The organism is Castellaniella sp. S9 (assembly GCF_027257175.1).
In the GTDB taxonomy this organism is placed as follows: domain Bacteria; phylum Pseudomonadota; class Gammaproteobacteria; order Burkholderiales; family Burkholderiaceae_B; genus Castellaniella.
The window spans coordinates 43626-62342 of the sequence record NZ_JAPFGD010000010.1 but is presented as its reverse complement, the minus strand read 5'-3'; the positions used below and the strand labels follow the sequence as shown (position 1 = coordinate 62342).

Here is an 18717-nt window from a genome sequence, read left to right as displayed (position 1 = left end):
AGACTCCTGGAATCCTGTTATGTGGCCCGCCATCACGCGGCCAGCGAATCGCGCAGGCTGGCCAGCCTGGCCTGCACGGAAGTGTCGAGCACGTGGTCGCCCACCGCGACACGCACGCCGCCGATCAGGTCCGGATCGACCGTGACCACGGACTTGAGCTTGAGGCCGAATTTCTTTTCCAGACCGGCGACCAGCGAGGCCACCTGCGCCTCGTCCATCGGGAAGGCGCTGGAGATGCGAGCGAGTGCCGTACCCTCGTGGCGGTTGCGCAGCAGCTCGAATTGTTCGGCGATCTGCGGCAGAACCTCGACGCGGCCGTTCTGGACCACCAGGGCGACGAGATTCGCCGCCTGCTCGGGCAGCGCCTGCGGCACCAGGCCGGTGAGCAGGTCGATGCGCTGGGCGTCCTCGAGGCGGGGATCGCCCAGGGCCTCGCGCACGTCCTCCATGCCGGAGACCTGCGCCAGCAGCGACATCACCTCGGACCAGTATTCCAGCCCGCGCGCGTCGTCGCGCACCGATTCGAACAAGGCCTCGGCGTAAGGCCGCGCAATTGTAGAGTGTTCAGCCATGACTCGCCCTGATTCAGAGTTGCGCCTTGAGCTGGTCGAGCAGCTCGGCGTGCGCCTTCGCATCGACTTCGCGGCGAAGAATCTGTTCGGCGCCCTTGACCGCCAGCACGGCCACTTCGCCCCGCAGGCCCTCGCGCACGCGCTGGGCCTCCTGGAGGGCATCCTGGCGGGCTTGCGCCACGATACGCGCCTTTTCAGCCTCGCCTTCGCGACGGGCCTGGTCGATCAGCGCCGCGGCCTGCTTTTCGGCCTCGGCCAGACGCGCGTGGTTTTCCGTCTTCGAGGCGGCCTCCATCAGGCTGACGCGTGCCTGAGCCTGCGCCAGGTCGGCCTTGCCTTTTTCGGCGGCGGCCAGCCCATCGGCGATTTTCTGGCGACGATCATCCATTGCCTTCGTCAGGGGCGGCCACACGAATTTCATCGTGAACCAGCCCAGAACGAAAAACACGATCATCTGGAAGAAGAGAGTCGCGTTTAAATTCACGGTCGTATCCCTTATTTACCCTGTGTGTCCCGCGGCGATTCCGCGAGACACCGAACCAAGCCGTCCGCCAGGCGCAAGCGCCGTCCGGACGACAGCCTGGCCCGCACGCTGCGGGCCATCGCCGGACCTCAGCCCACGAAGGGGTTGGCGAAGGCGAACAGCATGGCCAGGCCGACGCCGATCAGGAAGGCGGCGTCGATCAGGCCGACCAGCAGGAACATCTTGGTTTGCAGGGTGTTCATCAGTTCGGGCTGGCGCGCGGAGGCTTCGAGGTACTTGCCACCCATCATACCGATGCCGATGCAAGCGCCGATGGCACCCAGACCGATGATCAGACCGCAAGCAAGAGCAACGAATGCAACGTTGGTCATAACAACTCCTTGGTAAGTAAACGTTGTGTATTAATCAGGAAATCAAGAACCAGAGTGCAGGGCGAGCCCCGCGAGCCCGCCCGGGCGGACCCGGGCGAATTACTAGTGGCCTTCGTGGGCCTGCCCCACGTAGACCAGCGTCAGCATCATGAAGATGAACGCCTGCAGCAGCACGATCAGAATGTGGAAGATCGCCCATGCCGCACCAGCCAGCACGTGTCCGAACCCAAGACTGAGGCTGTAAGCATTCATTCCGGTCCAGGCGCCGCCCAGCAGGGCGATCAGCATGAACAGCAGTTCGCCCGCATACATGTTGCCGAACAGCCGCATGCCCAGCGAAACGCACTTCGCGGCATACTCGATCAGGTTCAGCAGGAAATTGAAAGGGGCCAGGATCAGCGCGGCGACGCCGTGCGCATGGAAGGGCGCGGTGAACAGTTCCTTGACGAAACCGCCCGGGTGCTTGATCTTGATCCCGTAGTACAGCATCAGCACGAGCACGCCCAGGGACATGCCCATCGGGATGTTCAGGTCGGCGGTCGGCAGGATGCGGTGGTAGTACAGCGGGTCGCCATGATGCGCCCCCAGGCCGGTCATCTTGAGGATCCAGGGGATGAAATCGACGGGGATGAGATCCAGGGCGTTCATCAGGGTGATCCAGAGGAACACCGTCAAGGCCAGCGGCGCGGCGAATTTGCGCGTGGTCTCGTTGGGGATGATGCCCTTGGCTTCCTCGTGGACCATGCCGGCGAGCATCTCGACCGACATCTGGAAACGGCCCGGCACGTCGGTGGTGGCCCGGCTCGCGGCGCGCCAGAGGAAATAGACGACGATCGCACCCATCAGGATGGACCAGAACAGGGAGTCGTAGTTGATGACGTCGAAGTTCGCAATGACGGCTTGCTTTTCGCCGATGTTGTTCAGGTGCACCAGGTGGTGCTGAATATATTCGGACTGAGGCGTCGAAACTACGTCGGTCATCTGAATGCCCTTAAACGAAAACCAATGTCATGGCATGCGGCGCATCGCCAGCAACACCACGTACCCCTTCATGACGCCCAGCAGGCCCAGCAGGAACGCCGGCCACACCAGCCGATCCCCCGCCTGCCACGCCACCAGGACCACCACGCCCGCCGCTGCCAGGAGCTTGAGCGCCTCGCCCCAGAAGAAGGCGAGGGATCCCGGGCGCCGGGGCCCGAAGTACCCGAGCAGCAGCCGCAAGGCGAACAGCGCGTTGGGTACAAAATAGGCCGCCGCCCCAGCGAAGGCGGAAGCCCCTGCGTCAAAACCTGCAACGCCCCAGGACACCAGGACCACCAGCATCCCCGTGAATGCCTGCGCGCCCAATGCCCGGAGCAATCCGACCCGTGCCCGCCTGGCGATGATCGCGCGTTCCTGGTCCGTCAGGACCAGGGCCTCGGGTGCATCCGGCCCCTGGCCGTCGCCCCCTGTTGTGCTGTGTGCGTCCATTCCCTGGCCGTACCGGCGCACGTTCTTTAAAGCCCAAAGGACCGTAAAAAGATCGCGCGCCGCGCAATGGTCAAACTATTGAATTATAGCTGTGTTTTCAGGTTGCGTTCAAACTTGCCCCTGAAAAGGCCAGCTATTTTAACCCAGTTCGATCAGCCGTGCTTGAAGTCGGGCTTGCGCTTTTCCACGAAGGCGCGCATGCCTTCCTTTTGATCCTCGGTGGCGAACAGCGCATGGAAAGTGCGGCGTTCGAAGAGCAGCGACTCGGCAAGCGTACCCTCGAAGGCGCGATTGACGCATTCCTTGGCCATCATCACCGAGGGCAGCGACATGGAGGCGATCACGGTGGCCGCCTCGACGGCCTCGTCCAGCAGGCGCTCGGGCGGCACGATGCGCGACACCAGGCCGGCGCGCTCGGCCTCGGCGGCGTCCATCATGCGCGCCGTCAGCACCAGGTCCATCGCCTTGGCCTTGCCGACCGCGCGCGGCAGGCGCTGCGTGCCGCCATAGCCCGGGATCGCGCCGAGCTTGATCTCGGGCTGGCCGAAGCGCGCATTGTCCGCCGCGATGATGAAGTCGCACAGCATGGCGAGCTCGCAGCCGCCGCCCAGCGCATAGCCGGCGACCGCCGCGATGATGGGCTTGCGGATATGGCGCAACGCGTCCCAGTTGCCCGCAAGGTAATTGGCCTTGTAGACATCCATGTACGACCATTCGGCCATGGCGCCGATATCGGCGCCGGCGGCAAAAACCTTTTCGTTGCCGGTCAGCACCATGGCGCCGATGCCATCGTCGGCGTCGAAGGCCCGCGCCGCGTCGGCGAGCTCGTCGATCACCGCGTTGTTCAGCGCATTCAGGACCTTGGGACGGTTCAGGGTGAGGATGCCCACCCGGCCCCGGACTTCAACTTTCACCAGCGACTCGCTCATAATGCCTCCAAATGTAAACTATCGGGATGGAAAACGATCTGATCCGCTACCGCGTGCGCCTGGCCGACCCCGCCGGGCACCGATACGCCATACGCCTCACGATACCGCAAGCCGCGCCCGAAGGTCAGGCCCTGAGCCTCCCGGCCTGGATCCCCGGCAGCTACCTGATCCGTGATTTTGCCCGACAGATCGAAACCTTGCACGTACGCGGCCCGCAGGGTCCGGTCGAGGTCAGCAAGACCGACAGCCACACCTGGCGCTGCGCGCCGTCCGCGGGCCCGCTGGAGGTCGAGTACGTCGTCTACGCCTGGGACTTGTCGGTGCGCGGCGCCCATTTCGACGAAAGCCATGCGTTCTTCAACGGCACCAGCCTGTTCCTCGCCGTCCACGGCCAGGAGGACCGCCCCTGCCTGCTCGAGCTCACACCGCCCGCCCACGCGCGCGGCTGGCGCGTCCACACCAGCCTGCCGCCCGCGCATGGCCATCCGGGCTGCGCCCGGCCGCGCGGCTTCGGCCTGTACCTGGCGCCCGACTACGACGCGCTGATCGACCATCCGGTCGAGATCGGCACGCCGCAGTGCGTGAGCTTCGAGGTGCACGGGGCGATCCACGACATGGTGTTCACCGGCGTCCTGCCCAACCTGGACCTGGCGCGCATCGCCGCCGACGTGCGGCGCATCTGCGCCGCGCAGATCGAGTTCTTCGAACCCCTGACGCGGCGCGTGCCTTTCCTCGACAGCGCCGAACGCTATGTCTTCATGGTCATGGCCACAGGAGACGGCTACGGCGGGCTCGAGCACCGCGCATCGACGGCGCTGATGACGCGCCGCGCCGACCTGCCGACCCTGGGTGGCCCCAAGGCGCCGACCGAGGGCTACCAGTCCTTCCTGGGCCTGGTCAGCCATGAGTATTTCCACACCTGGAACGTCAAGCGCATCAAGCCCGCGGCCTTTGCGCCCTACGACCTCGCCCGCCCCAGCCATACCCGGCTGCTCTGGGTCTTCGAGGGCTTCACGTCCTACTACGACGACCTGATGCTGCTGCGCGCGGGCGTCATCACCGAGGCGGATTACCTGCGCCTGCTGGGCAAGACCATCAGCGCAGTGCATCGTGGCGGGGGCCGCCTGAAGCAATCCGTGGCCGAGAGCTCCTTCGATGCCTGGACGCGCTACTACAAGCAGGACGAGAACTCGCCCAATGCCCTGGTCAGCTACTACACCAAGGGCGCCCTGGTGGCCCTCGGACTGGACCTCGAGATCCGCCGCCAGAGCGGCGGCGCCCGCTCGCTGGACGATGTCATGCGCCTGCTGTGGGACCGCTACGGCCGCGACTTCTACCGCGGCCGCCCGCGGGGCGTGGCAGAGGACGCACTGCCGGCGCTGATCCTCGAGGCCACGGGGACCGATACGGCCGCGTTCATCGCGCGTCATGCCGAGGGCCTCGAGGACGTGCCCCTGGCCGGCCTGATGGCCGACCACGGCATCGCGCTGCGCTGGCGCGCCGCGCACCCCCGTCCCACCCTCGAGGCGCGCTGGCGCGCGGCCGACGGCGGGCTGCTGCTGACCACCGTGTTCGAGGGCGGGCCCGCGCATCGCGGCGGCCTGTCCGCCGGCGACGTCCTGGTGGCCCTCGACGGGCTGCGGGTCGCCGACACCGCCGGCCTCGAGCGCCTGCTGGACGCGCATCGCCCCGGCGACACGGTGACGGCGCACGTCTTCCGTCGCGACGAACTGCGCCAGTACCGCATCCGCCTGGGCCGGCCGCCGGCCCTCGAATGCACGCTGAGCCGCAAGGCCTGAGCCACGATGGACGACACGGAAACCCGACGCATCCTGCTGGAGGGCCTGCGGGTCCAGGCGCGCATCGGCATGCTGGACCACGAACGCCTGGCCCCCCAGACCATCGTGTTCCACGCGGCCTTCGACACTGACGCAGGCCGCCCGGTGGACGACCGCGACATCGGCACGGTGCTGGACTACCGCGGCCTGCGCGAGGCGCTGATCGACGAGGCCACCCGCGGCCACGTCGACCTGCTCGAATCCCTGGTCGACCGCTGCCTGGACCGCATCCTGCGCCAGTTCCCAGGCGTGCTGCGCGCTAAAATCCGCATCAGCAAGCCCGAGGCCTTTGCCGACTGCGACGCTGTCGCCATCGAGCGCGCCCGCGGCCGCTGAGGCGACCACCCGTTCCGATACCGCCATGCCCACCGCATCCCCGCCCACCGACGCCGCCCGCCCACGCCCCGACACTGCCGCGCCCGGGCCGGCCCGCCGCCAGAGCGTCAACGAGAACAAGCTGGAAAAACGCCTGCTGCGCGAAACCGGCCGGGCCATCGCCGACTACGGCATGATCGAGGACGGCGACAAGGTGATGGTGTGCCTGTCCGGCGGCAAGGATTCCTACGGGCTGCTGGACATCCTCATGCGGCTGCGCAGCCGCGCGCCCATCGACTTCGAGATCGTGGCGGTCAACCTGGACCAGAAGCAGCCCGGCTTTCCCGAGCACGTGCTGCCGGACTACCTGGGGCGCATCGGCGTGCCGTTCCACATCGAGACGCAGGACACCTATTCGGTGGTCAAGCGCCTGGTGCCCGAGGGCAAGACCACCTGCTCGCTGTGCTCGCGCCTGCGGCGCGGCATTCTTTATCGCGTGGCGCGCGAACTGGGCGCCACGAAAATCGCCCTGGGCCACCACCGCAACGACATCCTGGCGACGTTCTTCCTCAACCTGTTCTACGGCGGCCGGATGAAGGCGATGCCGCCCAAGCTGGTGTCGGACAACGGCGAGCACGTGGTCATCCGGCCCCTGGCCTACGCGCGCGAGCGCGACCTGATCGCCTACGCGCGCTTGCGCGAATTCCCCATCATTCCCTGCAATCTGTGCGGCTCGCAGGAAAACCTCAAGCGCAAACAGATCAACCGCATGCTCGAGGAATGGGACCGCCTGTTTCCCAACCGGACGTGGAATGTGTTCCGGTCCCTGTCGCACGTCGTGCCTTCGCACCTGATGGATCCGGCGCTGTTCGGCTTCGCCGCCCTGCACGCCACCGGCCAGGCCGATCCCGACGGCGACAAGGCCTTCGATGCCGAGGATTTTCCGCTGCCCGCCTTCGGCGAGGACGAGGACGAGAGCGTCGAGGGCCACGCCGACGGCCTGCTGGAAGCGCGCATCGCACGCCCGCGCGTGCGGCCTGCTGCGCACCCGAGTCCGACGGATTAAGGCCAGGCGCGCAGGAAAGCCAGCAGCACCCGCGCGGCGTTGTCCGCGGCCAGGCTCATGAAAGTGTGCATCTCGTTTTCCCCGGGCCCGCCGCCCGCCAAGTCGCTGAGGGAGCGAAAGGCAATGAAGGGCACGCCGTTGCCGTAGGCCACCATCGCACAGGCGGCGCTTTCCATGTCGAGCACATGGGCCTCGAAAGTCTGGAACACATAGCGGCGGAAATCCGCATTGTCCACGAAGGCGGTGCCCGAGACCCCGTTGCCGCCGACCTGCAGGCGCGGCTGGTGCGCCAGGCAGCGATCCTGGACATCGCAGGCGCGCAGCGACACCGTGTCGATGCGCCGCGCCACCTCCAGCATGCGGGGGTCCGCCTCGAACCAGAATTTTTCCTGGAAGTCCGGCTGCCCTGCCCGCCGCACACGCACGGCCCGCGGCTGCAACATGCCATAGGGCGCGAATTCGAAATCGCCCTTGGACTGCGGCGCCTGGAACCGGTCGGGCGCGACCTCGCGCATCATCACCACCTCGAGGTACTGTCCCCAGCGCTCGGGCACGCTCACGTCGCCGATATGCAGGGCCGGATCGACCCCGCCCGCAATGCCGCTGAACACCAGGTGGGTCACGTTGAAGCGATCGAAGACCAACTGAGTGTTCATCGCCGCATTCACCATGCTGATCCCGCTGAGCAGCAGCACCACGGGCTTGCCCTCCAGGCTGCCGGTGGTGAAGCGCACGCCGTTGGCCTCGTGCTCGTGCGGGTCGGACAGGTGTTCCTTCAGCAGGGCCAGTTCAGGGGCGAAGGCCGACATCACCGCGATGCGCGGCCTGTCGTCCAGGCGCTCGGCGGCCTGGGGGGCGGCCGAAGCCACCAGCAGCAGCAAGACGAACACGGCATGTGCGAGGCGCGGCAGGGGCAGGATCATCGCGGGTCTCCTATCGCAACGTTATACCGCGGAATGCTACTCGTCGCCCTTGATCCCCTCGAGGCGCTCGACCTCCAGATCGGCGTGCACCGGCTCGATCGCGGGGAGGCTCCGGTTGGCCTTGGCGGACAATTCGCCGAACCGCGCCACCTTGCCGTAGAGGCCTTGCTGGCCGGCGACGGCCACCACCGTCTGGTTGTACTGGTTGCTGACGGTGCCCAGCGTATTGCCCAGTTTCTGCAGCCGTTCGGCCACCAGCGCGACCTGGTTGTACAGGCCGCCGGCCTGGTCGCTGAGCACGCGCGCCTGCTCGTTGCTGCGGGCGATCATCCACAGGTTGGCCACCGTGCGCAGGATCGGCATGAGGGTCGTATGCGAGACCATGACGACGTTGCGCTGGTAACCGTAGTCGAAGAGTTCGCGATTGTGTTTCATGGCCTCGATGTAGGCGGGCTCGATCGGCATGAACATGAGCACGAAGCTGGGGCTGCGCATGCCGATCAGGTTGCTGTAGTCCTTGCGGCAGAGATCGTCGATGTGATGACGCACCGCGCGCACATGGTCGTCGAGCGCCGCGATGCGCTCGGCCTCGGTGTCGGCGCCGATGGCGCGGTCATAGTCCACCAGCGAGACCTTGCTGTCGATGACCATGTGCTTGTGATCGGGCAGCTTGATGACGAAGTCGGGCTGGCGGCGGTTGCCGTCCTCATCGCGGAAACTCGCCTGCGCCTCGTAGTGCGCGCCGGCTTCCAGCCCCGCAAGCTGCAGGGTGCGCTCCAGCTGGATCTCGCCCCAGTTGCCGGTGGTTTTCTTTTCGCCCTTGAGGGCGCTGGCCAGGCTGTTGGCCTCTGCGCTCATCTTGAGGCCGATGTCCAGGACGCGGCGGATCTCGGCGCCCAGTTCGACATGGCCCCGCTGCGAGGCATCATGCACTTCGTTGACGCGCTTCTGGAATCCCTCGATCTGCTCGCGAAAGGGCCGCAGCAGGCTGTCGAGCGACGCCTGGCTGGTCTGTGTGAAGGTCTTGCCCTTTTCCTCGAGGATCTGGTTGGCGAGGTTCTGGAACTCGGTGCGCATGGCGGCCTTGGACTGCTCGAAGGTCTGGCGCAGCTCATCGAAGGCCGCCAATTTTTCCTGATGCACGGCGCGCAGCTGGGTCAGCTCGCGATCCAGGTCCCGCAAGGCGTCGCGCTGCGCGGCCAGTTCGCGGTCGCGCCCGGCCAACTGGGCGGAGAGATCCGCCAGACGCGCCTCCAGCGCCCCGTGTTCCGCCTCGAGACGGACCCGGTCACGGTCCAGCATATCGCGCTCGCCCTGCAGGGCATCACGCCGCGCGGCGATCGCGTCGCGCTCGGCCACGCGCGCGGCCAGCGGCCTGCGCATCAGCAGCCAGCCCGCGAGCCCGCCCAGCAAGACGAGCAACAGGCCGACGGCCATCATCGATGGTTCAAGTACCACGGGACTATCCTCGAAAATCAAGCAACGTGCGGATTGCGCGTCGGGTTGCTGGGCAAGCCGTCGGTGCCGGTCTCGATGAAACGCGGGATGAATTCCTGCACGTAGGCGCGCAAGCCGTCGATCAGCCGCAAGGCCTCGTCGGGCAGGTGGCGGCTTTGGTGCGACACCACGCCGATCATATAGGGGATATGGACGTCGATGGGCCGAACCACCACCCGATCCAGGCGCGCGTCATGGGCGGTGAACGGGTCGATCAGGGCCACGCCCAGGCCGGCGCGGACCATCGAGATCGCCGCCAATGGGCTGCTGGCCTCGATGTGGCGCCTGGCATGGCCCTCTGTGGCGCGCACCAGGGCATTGGTCAGGTGATACCGCATGCGATAGCGGCTGAGGAGGGTGATGACGTCCGTATCGCCGAGGGCCTCGAGGCGGATCAACTGCTGGCCGGCCAGGGGATGATCCATGGGCAGGGCCAGCTGGCAGGGCGCTTGCCCGCACCAGTGCGTGCGGCATTGATCGTAATTGATCGGCAGGTTGATCAGGCCGATGTCGGCATACCCCTCGACCAGCGCGGCCCCCACCGCCTCGTGGAGGACCTCCTCGATGACCAGTTTCTGCTGGAAAACCGGCCGGGCGGCATCGATCCGCGCCAGGGCGCCGGGCAGCACGCCATGGGCCAGGTCGGCGGTGACCATGATGCGCAGCGGACGGCTTTGGCCGGCGGCGATGTCCTGGGCCCGCGACGCCAGTTGCTGAAGGTCGGCCAGGACGCTGCGGACTTCCTGGTAGAACGCCTCGCCCTGCGGCGTCAGCGTGATGGTGGGCCGGGTCCGCGCGAAGAGAATGAAGCCGAGCTCGTGCTCGAGATCGCTGATCTGCCGGCTGACCACCGGCTGGGAGCGCCCGAGCAGGCGGCCGGCCGCCGTCACACTGCCGGAGGTGACGATGGCCATCAAGGCTTCGAGCTGGCGTATTTCCATGGTACCTGCGACTTCTGTGCCACATGCATCGAATGCGCGGCGTTCAAGTGCCGCCTGCCTTTATCGATGCCAAGCGACTTCATCTATAAAATGTTACTACGTTTTGCGAACACCAAAGCAGTGATCTAAGGAAGGAAACGTGCCCTCCCTGACCTCTTTGGCGTAATCCTCGGCCGCCTGCCGGATGAGCGCCCCGGCGTCGGCGAAACGGCGCGCGAATTTCGGGATGCGATCGCCGCTGAGGCCGAGGATGTCCTCGGTGACCAGGATCTGGCCATCGCAGTGAGGCGAGGCCCCGATGCCGATGGTCGGAATGTCGATGGACGCCGTGATCTGGCGCGCCAGCGGCTCGCCGATCCCCTCGAGCACGACCCCGAAGGCGCCGGCATGGGCATGGGCCTCGGCGTCCTCGATGATGCGCCGCGCCGTCGCCTCGTTCATGCCTTGCGCCTTGAATCCGCCCATGGTGTTGACGTACTGGGGCATCAGGCCGACGTGCGCGAGGACCGGGATGCCGCGATCCACCAGGAAACGCGTCGTGTCGGCCATGGCCTGGCCGCCCTCGAGCTTCACGCCCGACACGCCGCTGGCCGCCAGCATCTCGGCCGCGCACGCGAAGGCCTGCTGCGGCGACTGCTGGTAGCTGCCGAAGGGCATGTCGACGATGATGCAGGCATGATGCGTGGCGCGCACGACGGCCGCGGCGTGCGCGGCCAGCGTGGCCGGCGTGATTGACAGGGTGTCGGGCAAGCCGTAGCCGACCATCGCGGTCGAATCGCCCACCAATATCATGTCCAGCGCCTCATCCAGCAAACGGGCGATCGGCGCGGTGTAAGCCGTCAGGGCGGCGATCTTGGACGCGCCCTTGTGGGCCATCAATTCCGGCACCGTGACGCGCCGCCCCTGACTATGTACACTCATATCCTCTCCTAATCCGAACCATCATCCGGCATCATATGCCGCCGCAGCCTGCGCTGCGCCATGACGGAGGACCCTCATGTCCAAAAATCAACCCCATGTCTCGCTCCATGACGGGCGCCGCGCGCCCCAATTGGGTTTCGGGACCTGGCAAATTCCCGAGGCGGACGTCCCCGCCGCCATCCATGCGGCCCTCGAGGCCGGTTACCGTTCCATCGATACCGCCTATATCTACTATAACGAGGCCGGCGTAGGCCGTGGCATTGCGCAGTCCGGCATCGCCCGGGACGAGCTTTTCATCGCCACCAAGGTCTGGAACAACCGTCACGGGCACGATAGCACCAAGGCCGCGCTGCGGGAAAGCCTCGACCGCCTGCAGCTCGACTACGTGGACTTGTACCTGATCCATTGGCCGGTTCCCCAGGAAAAGCGCTATATCGACGCCTGGGAGGCCTTGATCCAGCTGCGCGACGAGGGCCTGGCGAAGTCCATCGGCGTCTGCAACTTCCAGGTGCCCCATTTACAAAAGCTGCTCGACAAGACCGGCGTCCTGCCGGTGGTCAACCAGATCGAACTGCACCCCTATTTCCAGCAGGCCGAACTGCGCGCCTACCACGCCGACCACGACATCGCGACCGAGGCCTGGAGCCCCCTGGGCCAAGGCAGCGTGCTCGAGGACCCGGCGCTGGCGGCGATCGCGCACAAGCATCAGGCCAGCACCGCGCAGGTGATCCTGCGCTGGCACCTGCAGATGGGCCACATGGCCATCCCCAAGTCGGTCACGCCCGCCCGGATCCAGGAAAATTTCAACTTGTTCAACCTGCGCCTGGACGACGAGGACATGGCTGCGATCGGGGCGCTGGACCGGGCCGAGGGGCGCATCGGCCCCGACCCCGATCAGTTCCACCTCATGAAGGGCTGACCGCCGCAGGTGAACCGGGCGGCCGATCGTCACGGCGCGCCCGGTTGCCCAGCCAGGCAGCCAGGGCCGGCGCACATACGAACACCCCATAGACGCCCCAGGCGGCGCGCCGGGCGCCCTCGAGGCCGCCCGGATCGGTAAAACCGGCCGCATTGGCCGCCATCCCCGCCACGCTGGCGCCCAGCGCCATGGCATACAGCTGCAAGGTGGTGATTGCCGCCGAGGCGATGTTGCGCTGGCCCTCGGGCGCCGCCCGGAACACGCCGGTCAGCAAGTGCGGCCAGCACAGACCCACCCCCAGTCCGACGCCCAGCAACAGCACGCTCAGCACCCGGAGCCCGGCATCCTGCGCCGGCATCAACAGGCACAGCGCACCCAGCGCGATCGCCGACAGCAGCGGTCCCACCACCAGCAGGCGGCCGATGGCGACCGGCCCGCGGCTGGAGCTGAACAAGGTGCCCAGCGTCCAGCCGGCCGACATCAGGGCCGACAAGTAGCCTGCCGCCAAGGGCGAGGCGCCATGGATGACCTGGAGGAAATACGGCACGAAGACCTCGGTCGTGACGCCGATGCTCATCAAGCCGATCATGGCGTAGCGCCGCCCCAAGGGGCTGGACAGGGACCAGGCCCCCTCGGGCAGAAAGCGCTGGGCGGCACGCCGGTCCACGCCCGCAAGCAGCGCCACCAGCGCCAGGCCGCCCGCCACGCCCGCCAACTGCCAGCCCCAGCCGGCCGCGAGGCTGGCGGCGGACACCGTCAGCACCGAGCCCACCAGCAGGCCCATGCGCCCCAGCGGGGCGCCATGCCGGGTCCCCGGATTGCGGCCGACCGGCCCCAGCTGGGTCACCAGCAGCAGGCCCAGGACGGCGCATACCGGCAAAACAGCCCAGAACGCCCAGCGCCACAGGCCCGCCTGCGCAAAGATCCCGCCGATGGCCGGCCCCGCCAGGGTCGCCACGCCCCACATGCCCGAGATCAGGGCCATGGCGCGCGACCACAGGCCTTCGTGGAACACCAGCGGCACCGTCGCGTAGCTGAGGCTCAGCAGCATGCCGCCGCCCAGGCCCTGCCAGGTCCGGCCAAACAGCAGCCACGGCATCGACGGCGCGAGCGCGCACGCGATGGTGCCCAGGACGAACATGCACAGGGCATACAGGAAGATCCGACGCAAGCCATAGCGGTGGATGCCCAGGGGCGCCCCCGAGGAGCCCAGGATGGAAGCGGCCACGAACAGCGTGGTGTTCCAGGCGTAGTACGCCAGACCGCCGATGTCCTGGACCACGGACGGCAGGATGGTGGTGGCGATGAAGACATTGATCGCATGCACGGCCACGCCGCCGGCCAGGGCGAGGGAGCGCAGGCCGTTGCGGCCCCACAGCAGGTCGAGCCAGGACGCGGAGGAAGGATCGGATTTCATCAAACGAAAAAGCGGGCCGCAGCCCGCATTGTAAACAGGCCCGGAGCCGTCAGCGCAGCAGATTGCGCAGGACGTACTGCATGATGCCGCCATGGCGGAAGTAGGCCGCCTCGCTGGGCGTGTCGATCCGCAGCAGGGCGTCGAACTCGACCGCGCCGGCCCGCACGTGCACCGTCGGAGGCGTCCTGCCCTCGTTGAGCACCGTCACGCCCGTGATCTCGAAGGATTCCTCGCCGTTCAGGCCCAGGCCGGCCGCCGTCTGGCCGTCGGGGAACTGCAGGGGCAGCACGCCCATGCCGATCAGGTTGGAACGGTGGATGCGCTCGTAGGATTCGGCGATCACGGCCTTGACTCCCAGCAGCGCCGTGCCCTTGGCGGCCCAGTCGCGCGAGGAGCCGGAACCGTACTCCTTGCCCGCGAGGATCACCAGGGGAATGCCCGCCTGGATGTAGTTGCGCGAGGCGTCGAAGATCGTCGCGACGGGGCTGCCCGGTTGGGTAAAGTCGCGCGTCCAGCCGCCCTCGGTGCCCGGTGCGATCTGGTTGCGCAGCCGCACGTTGGCAAACGTCCCCCGGATCATGACCTCGTGGTTGCCGCGGCGCGAGCCGTAGGAGTTGAAGTCGCGCGGCTCGACCCCTTGCGATTGCAGGTAGCGGGCGGCGGGGGAATCCTTGGCGATCGATCCGGCGGGGCTGATATGGTCGGTGGTGACCGAATCGCCCAGCAGGGCCAGCACGCGGGCACCCTGGATGTCGGCGACCGGGTCGGGATCGCGCCGCATTCCCTCGAAGTACGGCGGACGGCGCACATAGGTGGAGTCGGGTTCCCAGTGGAAGATCCCGCCCTCGGGCGTGGTCAGCGAGCGCCAGCGCTCGTCGCCCGCGTACACGTCGGCATAGCCGCGCGTGTACATGTCGGCGGCGATCGAGGCCTGGATCACCTCCTGGACCTCGGCGGCCGTCGGCCAGATGTCGCGCAGGGTGACCTCGCGGCCCTGCGGGTCGCGGCCCAGCGGCGCATGGAACAAATCGATGTCCATGGTGCCCGCCAAGGCATAGGCGACCACCAGCGGCGGCGACATCAGGTAGTTCATCTTGACTTCGCTGTGGATGCGGCCTTCGAAGTTGCGATTGCCCGACAGCACCGAGACCACCGCCAGGTCGTTGGCGCGCACCGCGGCGCTGACCTCGGGGATCAGGGGACCGGAATTGCCGATACAGGTCGTGCAGCCGTAACCGACGAGGTTGAAGCCCAGGGCCTCCAGGTAGGGCGTCAGCCCGGCCTTTTCGTAATAGTCAGTGACCACGCGGGAGCCCGGCGCCAGGCTGGTCTTGACCCAGGGCTTGCGGGTGAGGCCGCGTTCGACGGCCTTTTTCGCCAGCAGGCCGGCCGCCATCATGACGGCGGGGTTGGAAGTGTTGGTGCACGAGGTGATGGCGGCGATCACCACCGAACCGTGGTCGATCCGGTGCTGCGCGCCGTCCAGCGAGACATCCGCCGGATTGGCGGCCGGCGCGCCAGGCAGGGCCGCAAGGGCCTTGCGGAAGGCGGGCTGGGCGTCGGACAGCGACACGCGGTCCTGCGGGCGCTTGGGGCCGGCGATCGAGGGCACCACGGTGCCCAGGTCGAGTTCCAGCGTCTCGGAATACGCCGGCTCGTGGGCCGGATCGTGCCACAGGCCCTGGGCCTTGGCATAGGCCTCGACCAGGGCGACCTGCTCGGCCGAGCGCCCGGTGAAGCGCAGATAGCCCAGGGTGACCTCGTCGATCGGGAAAATCGAGATCGTCGAACCGTATTCGGGGCTCATGTTGCCGATCGTGGCCCGGTTGGCCAGCGGCACCGCGGCCACGCCGGGGCCATAGAATTCGACGAACTTGCCCACCACCCCGTGCTTGCGCAGCATCTCGGTGATGGTCAGCACCAGGTCGGTGGCGGTCGAGCCCTCGGGCAGGCTGCCGCTGAGCTTGAAGCCGACCACCCGTGGAATCAGCATGGAGATCGGCTGGCCCAGCATCGCGGCCTCGGCCTCGATGCCGCCCACGCCCCAAGCCACCACCCCCAGGCCGTTGACCATGGGCGTATGCGAGTCGGTGCCCACACAGGTGTCGGGATAGGCCTCGGCCACCCCGTCGACTTCGCGCGTGAACACGCCGCGCGCCAGATGCTCGAGGTTGACCTGGTGGACAATGCCGGTATCGGGCGGCACGACCTTGAAATTGTCGAAGGCGGTCTGGCCCCAGCGCAGGAATTTGTAGCGCTCGGCGTTGCGCTGGAATTCGATCTCGGCGTTGCGGCGGAATGCGTCGTTGCTGCCGAACTCGTCGACGATGACCGAATGGTCGATCACCAGTTCGACCGGGGCCAGCGGATTGATGCGCTCGGGATTGCCGCCCAGCGCCTGCATCGCCTCGCGCATCGCCGCCAGGTCGACCACGGCCGGCACCCCGGTGAAATCCTGGAGGATGACGCGGGCCGGCGTGAAGGCGATCTCGCGGCTGGGCTGCGCATCCGGATCCCACGAGGCCAGCGCGCGGATGTCGTCGGCGGTGACGTCGCCGCCGTCCTCGGTACGCAGCAGGTTCTCGAGCAGGATCTTGAGCCCGTAAGGCAGGCGCCCCACATCCAGACCCTTTTCCGCAAGCGCATCGAGCCGGTAGATACGGTAGGCCTTGCCGGCCACATCCAGCGTGCCTTGCGCGCCGAAGCTATTGGGATGATCCATCGCATATCCTCCAGAAAAGATTCGTGCCTCGAGCCAAACCGGGCCTTGGTCCATCTTACACGCATTGCATCCCTTCCCTCCATCAACCCCGCGCCGGCCGCAGGGCGGGCCGCCCCACAACCTGCCATGCCGCAGGGTTAAGCCCTGTACGCGCCGCGCGCGCCGCTACACTGGGGCATTCGATTCGACCGGAGCTTTCATGGCCCATCCCGCATTCTTTGACAACGCCCCGACAATCACCCTGTACGATCCCTTGGCGGATCTGCTCGGCGCATCGGACGACGGCACCCTCGAATACGGCTACGCCGACGCGGTCCGCCTGGCCGGCCACTCCTGTCCGACAGTGGCCGGCGCCTACCTGATGGCCGTCAAGGCCCTGGCCGCACTCTACCCCGACAGCCTGCCGCAACGCGGCGACATCCTGGTCGAGTTCGCGGACGACGCCCGCAACGGGGTGACGGGGGTCATCGCCAATGTGGTTGCCCTGCTGACCGGCGCCGCCGCCGACACCGGCTTCAAAGGCCTGGCGGGCCAGTACGACCGCCGCGACCTGCTGCGCTTCGAGGCCGACATTCCCGGGGAAATCGCTTTCACCCGCCGCGACACCGGCGCCTGCGTGGTCGCCAGCTACAGCGCCCGCGAAATTCCACCCGCACCCATGACCATGCCCCTGCTGCAGCGCATCCTCGCCGGACAGGCCAGCGACGAACAGCGCCGTGAGTTCGCGCAGGCCTGGCAGGACCGCGTACGGCGGATCCTGGAATCGGCCGACATGCCGGGGCTGGTCACGCTGCAGGCGCGCTAGCGCGTTCGCCCGGGGCCGGCGCGCGGTCAGGCGTCGGGTTTCGAGGGCGGCACGTCGTCGGCCCGCCGGTAGGCGTGATGCATGCGCTTGTCGCGGTACATGTCCAGATCGGCGACGTGCAGGGCCTGGCTCAAACCTTCGTAGTGGCGTGCCGTCGCCACGCCGACCGAGACGCTCAGGTTCGTGCCGCCGTAGAACTGGTTGTTCAGCTCGATGAGGCGATGGAGGTTCGTCAGGACGGTGCGCGCGCCGTCCTCGTCCACCCGGGGCAGCAGGATCATGAATTCGTCGCCGCCGATCCGCGCCGCCGACGCCGGCCGGTCGATGACCTTGTTGAGCACCTCGCCCATGCGCCGCAGCAAGGCGTCGCCCGCCGCATGGCCCTCCAGGTCGTTGGTGGCCTTCAGATTGTTCAAGTCCAATGAAATGAACGACACCGGCATGACCCGCTTGCGCTCGAGGCGGCTGAGTTCGTCCACATAGAACGAGCGGTTCTTCAACTGGGTGAGCACGTCGTGCTTGCCGAGGTATTCGAGGTAGGCCTCGGCCTTTTTGCGGGCCGTGATGTCGGTCAGGGCCACCAGCACCATGCTCCAATCGTCCTCATGGCCCTCGAACACCGAGAACTGCATGTGGATGTATAGATTGTCCCCGGACAGCGTGCGGTTCTGGACCTCGCGCTGCTGGAACAGGCGGCCGTCCCACAGGTCGATGAGCTGCTCGGCGAAGGACGTCAGCATTTCCTCCTGGAACACGTCCGCGAGCCGCGACAGCAGCTCGGCGCGGCTGTTGGCCTTGAACATCCGCAAGGTGTGGCTGTTGACGTCCAGCACGCGTATCTCGGACAGGCAGCGTTCGACGAATTCCGGATGCACGTCGATGAACGTGCGGAAATCGTCGATGCCCTGCTCGCGCACCTCGTCGATCAGGACCTTGATGCGGCTGAAGTCCTCGACCCATAGCGACACCGGCGCCTGCCCGAAGAGCTCGCGCGCGAGGCGCTCGTTGCTCAGCGCCAGGCGGCGGGACTCGTGCAGTTCGGTCACGTCCTCGACGGCGACCAGCACCTGGTCCCACGGCCGCTCGCGGTCGGGCAGCACGACACCCTTGAGCGAGATATCGAGGCGGCGGCCATCCAGCGTGTAGTTCACGCTGGCGCTCTGGAAGGAGCGCGCGCCGCTCCAGAGCGCCAGCATTTCGGCGGCAAAGCCTTCGAGCATGTCGTCGCGCATCACCTCGCCCAGCCGCGCCATGAGCGCCTCGCTGGAGCTGGCGCCATACAGCTCGAGGGTCTGGCGATTGACGCGCACGAGGCGGATGGCACCGGCGCACTGCAGCAGGCGCGCGTGATCCTCGGCCAGCCAGGCCTGGAAGTTCACCACCCCCTCGGCGCGCCACCGCTCGAAGAGCTCGTACAGGGCACTGTAGTCCTCGAGCCACAAGGACATCGGCATGACGTCGAAGAAATCGTCCAACCGGAATCCCTGCATCTCGGGGGACGAACCTGCTGACACGCCTGATTTCATG

The 18717-nt window shown here is 67.1% G+C and carries 18 protein-coding genes; 5 read left to right on the top strand and 13 right to left on the bottom strand.

Going from position 1 to position 18717, the window contains the following annotated elements; all coding sequences use genetic code 11:
- Nucleotides 1-32: 32 nt before the first annotated feature.
- The 6 genes from OOZ48_RS15800 to OOZ48_RS15775 form a co-directional block, all read right to left on the bottom strand.
- A complete protein-coding gene (locus OOZ48_RS15800) occupies nt 33-572 on the bottom strand; it encodes a F0F1 ATP synthase subunit delta (protein WP_269499782.1) in 540 nt (179 codons plus the stop codon).
- Nucleotides 573-585: 13 nt separating this feature from the next.
- Nucleotides 586-1056, bottom strand: a complete 471-nt coding sequence (locus OOZ48_RS15795; RefSeq protein ID WP_269499781.1) for a F0F1 ATP synthase subunit B — start codon at nt 1054-1056, stop codon at nt 586-588.
- A gap of 128 nt (nt 1057-1184) precedes the next feature.
- Complete coding sequence (atpE, locus tag OOZ48_RS15790) at nt 1185-1427, bottom strand: F0F1 ATP synthase subunit C (RefSeq protein WP_043684944.1); 243 nt, start codon at nt 1425-1427, stop codon at nt 1185-1187.
- 102 nt (nt 1428-1529) lie between these two features.
- A complete protein-coding gene (atpB, locus tag OOZ48_RS15785) occupies nt 1530-2408 on the bottom strand; it encodes a F0F1 ATP synthase subunit A (RefSeq protein ID WP_269499780.1) in 879 nt (292 codons plus the stop codon).
- 27 nt (nt 2409-2435) lie between these two features.
- On the bottom strand, nt 2436-2897 hold the full coding sequence (locus tag OOZ48_RS15780; protein WP_269499779.1) for an ATP synthase subunit I: 462 nt from the start codon (nt 2895-2897) through the stop codon (nt 2436-2438).
- 152 nt (nt 2898-3049) lie between these two features.
- Nucleotides 3050-3826, bottom strand: coding sequence for an enoyl-CoA hydratase (locus OOZ48_RS15775; protein WP_269499778.1), 777 nt, complete (start codon nt 3824-3826; stop codon nt 3050-3052).
- A 20-nt stretch (nt 3827-3846) separates the two neighbouring features.
- Here OOZ48_RS15775 and OOZ48_RS15770 point away from each other — a divergent pair, with 20 nt between their 5' ends.
- Genes OOZ48_RS15770 through ttcA form a run of 3 tightly spaced genes read left to right on the top strand, consistent with a single transcriptional unit; the run spans nt 3847 to nt 7045 of the window.
- Complete coding sequence (locus OOZ48_RS15770; protein ID WP_442867602.1) at nt 3847-5625, top strand: M61 family metallopeptidase; 1779 nt, start codon at nt 3847-3849, stop codon at nt 5623-5625.
- Nucleotides 5626-5631: 6 nt separating this feature from the next.
- Complete coding sequence (locus OOZ48_RS15765) at nt 5632-6000, top strand: dihydroneopterin aldolase (RefSeq protein ID WP_269499776.1); 369 nt, start codon at nt 5632-5634, stop codon at nt 5998-6000.
- Between the two features lie 25 nt (nt 6001-6025).
- Nucleotides 6026-7045: a tRNA 2-thiocytidine(32) synthetase TtcA gene (ttcA, locus tag OOZ48_RS15760; RefSeq protein ID WP_269499775.1), complete on the top strand. Its 1020-nt coding sequence runs from the start codon at nt 6026-6028 to the stop codon at nt 7043-7045.
- Here ttcA and OOZ48_RS15755 read toward each other — a convergent pair.
- The 4 genes from OOZ48_RS15755 to panB form a co-directional block, all read right to left on the bottom strand.
- Nucleotides 7042-7968, bottom strand: coding sequence for a 5'-methylthioadenosine/S-adenosylhomocysteine nucleosidase (locus OOZ48_RS15755; protein WP_269499774.1), 927 nt, complete (start codon nt 7966-7968; stop codon nt 7042-7044). The genes ttcA and OOZ48_RS15755 overlap by 4 nt on opposite strands.
- A 36-nt stretch (nt 7969-8004) precedes the next feature.
- Nucleotides 8005-9426: a DNA recombination protein RmuC gene (gene rmuC / locus OOZ48_RS15750; protein ID WP_269499773.1), complete on the bottom strand. Its 1422-nt coding sequence runs from the start codon at nt 9424-9426 to the stop codon at nt 8005-8007.
- Between the two features lie 17 nt (nt 9427-9443).
- Nucleotides 9444-10406 (bottom strand): LysR family transcriptional regulator, encoded by a 963-nt coding sequence (locus OOZ48_RS15745; protein ID WP_269499772.1) that lies wholly within the window; start codon nt 10404-10406, stop codon nt 9444-9446.
- A 96-nt stretch (nt 10407-10502) separates the two neighbouring features.
- Nucleotides 10503-11327, bottom strand: coding sequence for a 3-methyl-2-oxobutanoate hydroxymethyltransferase (gene panB / locus OOZ48_RS15740; protein WP_269499771.1), 825 nt, complete (start codon nt 11325-11327; stop codon nt 10503-10505).
- Nucleotides 11328-11403: 76 nt separating this feature from the next.
- Here panB and OOZ48_RS15735 point away from each other — a divergent pair, with 76 nt between their 5' ends.
- Nucleotides 11404-12246 (top strand): aldo/keto reductase, encoded by an 843-nt coding sequence (locus OOZ48_RS15735; RefSeq protein WP_269499770.1) that lies wholly within the window; start codon nt 11404-11406, stop codon nt 12244-12246.
- On the opposite strand, the gene OOZ48_RS15730 is transcribed toward OOZ48_RS15735, so the two are convergent.
- Both OOZ48_RS15730 and acnA read right to left on the bottom strand, forming a co-directional pair.
- On the bottom strand, nt 12233-13663 hold the full coding sequence (locus OOZ48_RS15730; protein ID WP_269499769.1) for an MFS transporter: 1431 nt from the start codon (nt 13661-13663) through the stop codon (nt 12233-12235). The two genes, OOZ48_RS15735 and OOZ48_RS15730, sit on opposite strands and share 14 nt — an antisense overlap.
- A 49-nt stretch (nt 13664-13712) precedes the next feature.
- Nucleotides 13713-16385 (bottom strand): aconitate hydratase AcnA, encoded by a 2673-nt coding sequence (acnA, locus tag OOZ48_RS15725; protein WP_269499768.1) that lies wholly within the window; start codon nt 16383-16385, stop codon nt 13713-13715.
- A 199-nt stretch (nt 16386-16584) separates the two neighbouring features.
- Between acnA and OOZ48_RS15720 the strand changes: the two genes are divergently transcribed.
- A complete protein-coding gene (locus OOZ48_RS15720; RefSeq protein WP_269499767.1) occupies nt 16585-17190 on the top strand; it encodes a hypothetical protein in 606 nt (201 codons plus the stop codon).
- Nucleotides 17191-17216: 26 nt separating this feature from the next.
- On the opposite strand, the gene OOZ48_RS15715 is transcribed toward OOZ48_RS15720, so the two are convergent.
- Nucleotides 17217-18716 carry a sensor domain-containing diguanylate cyclase gene (locus OOZ48_RS15715; RefSeq protein ID WP_269499766.1) on the bottom strand — a complete coding sequence of 500 codons (1500 nt, stop codon included), beginning with the start codon at nt 18714-18716 and terminating at the stop codon, nt 17217-17219.
- Nucleotide 18717 lies beyond the last annotated feature (1 nt).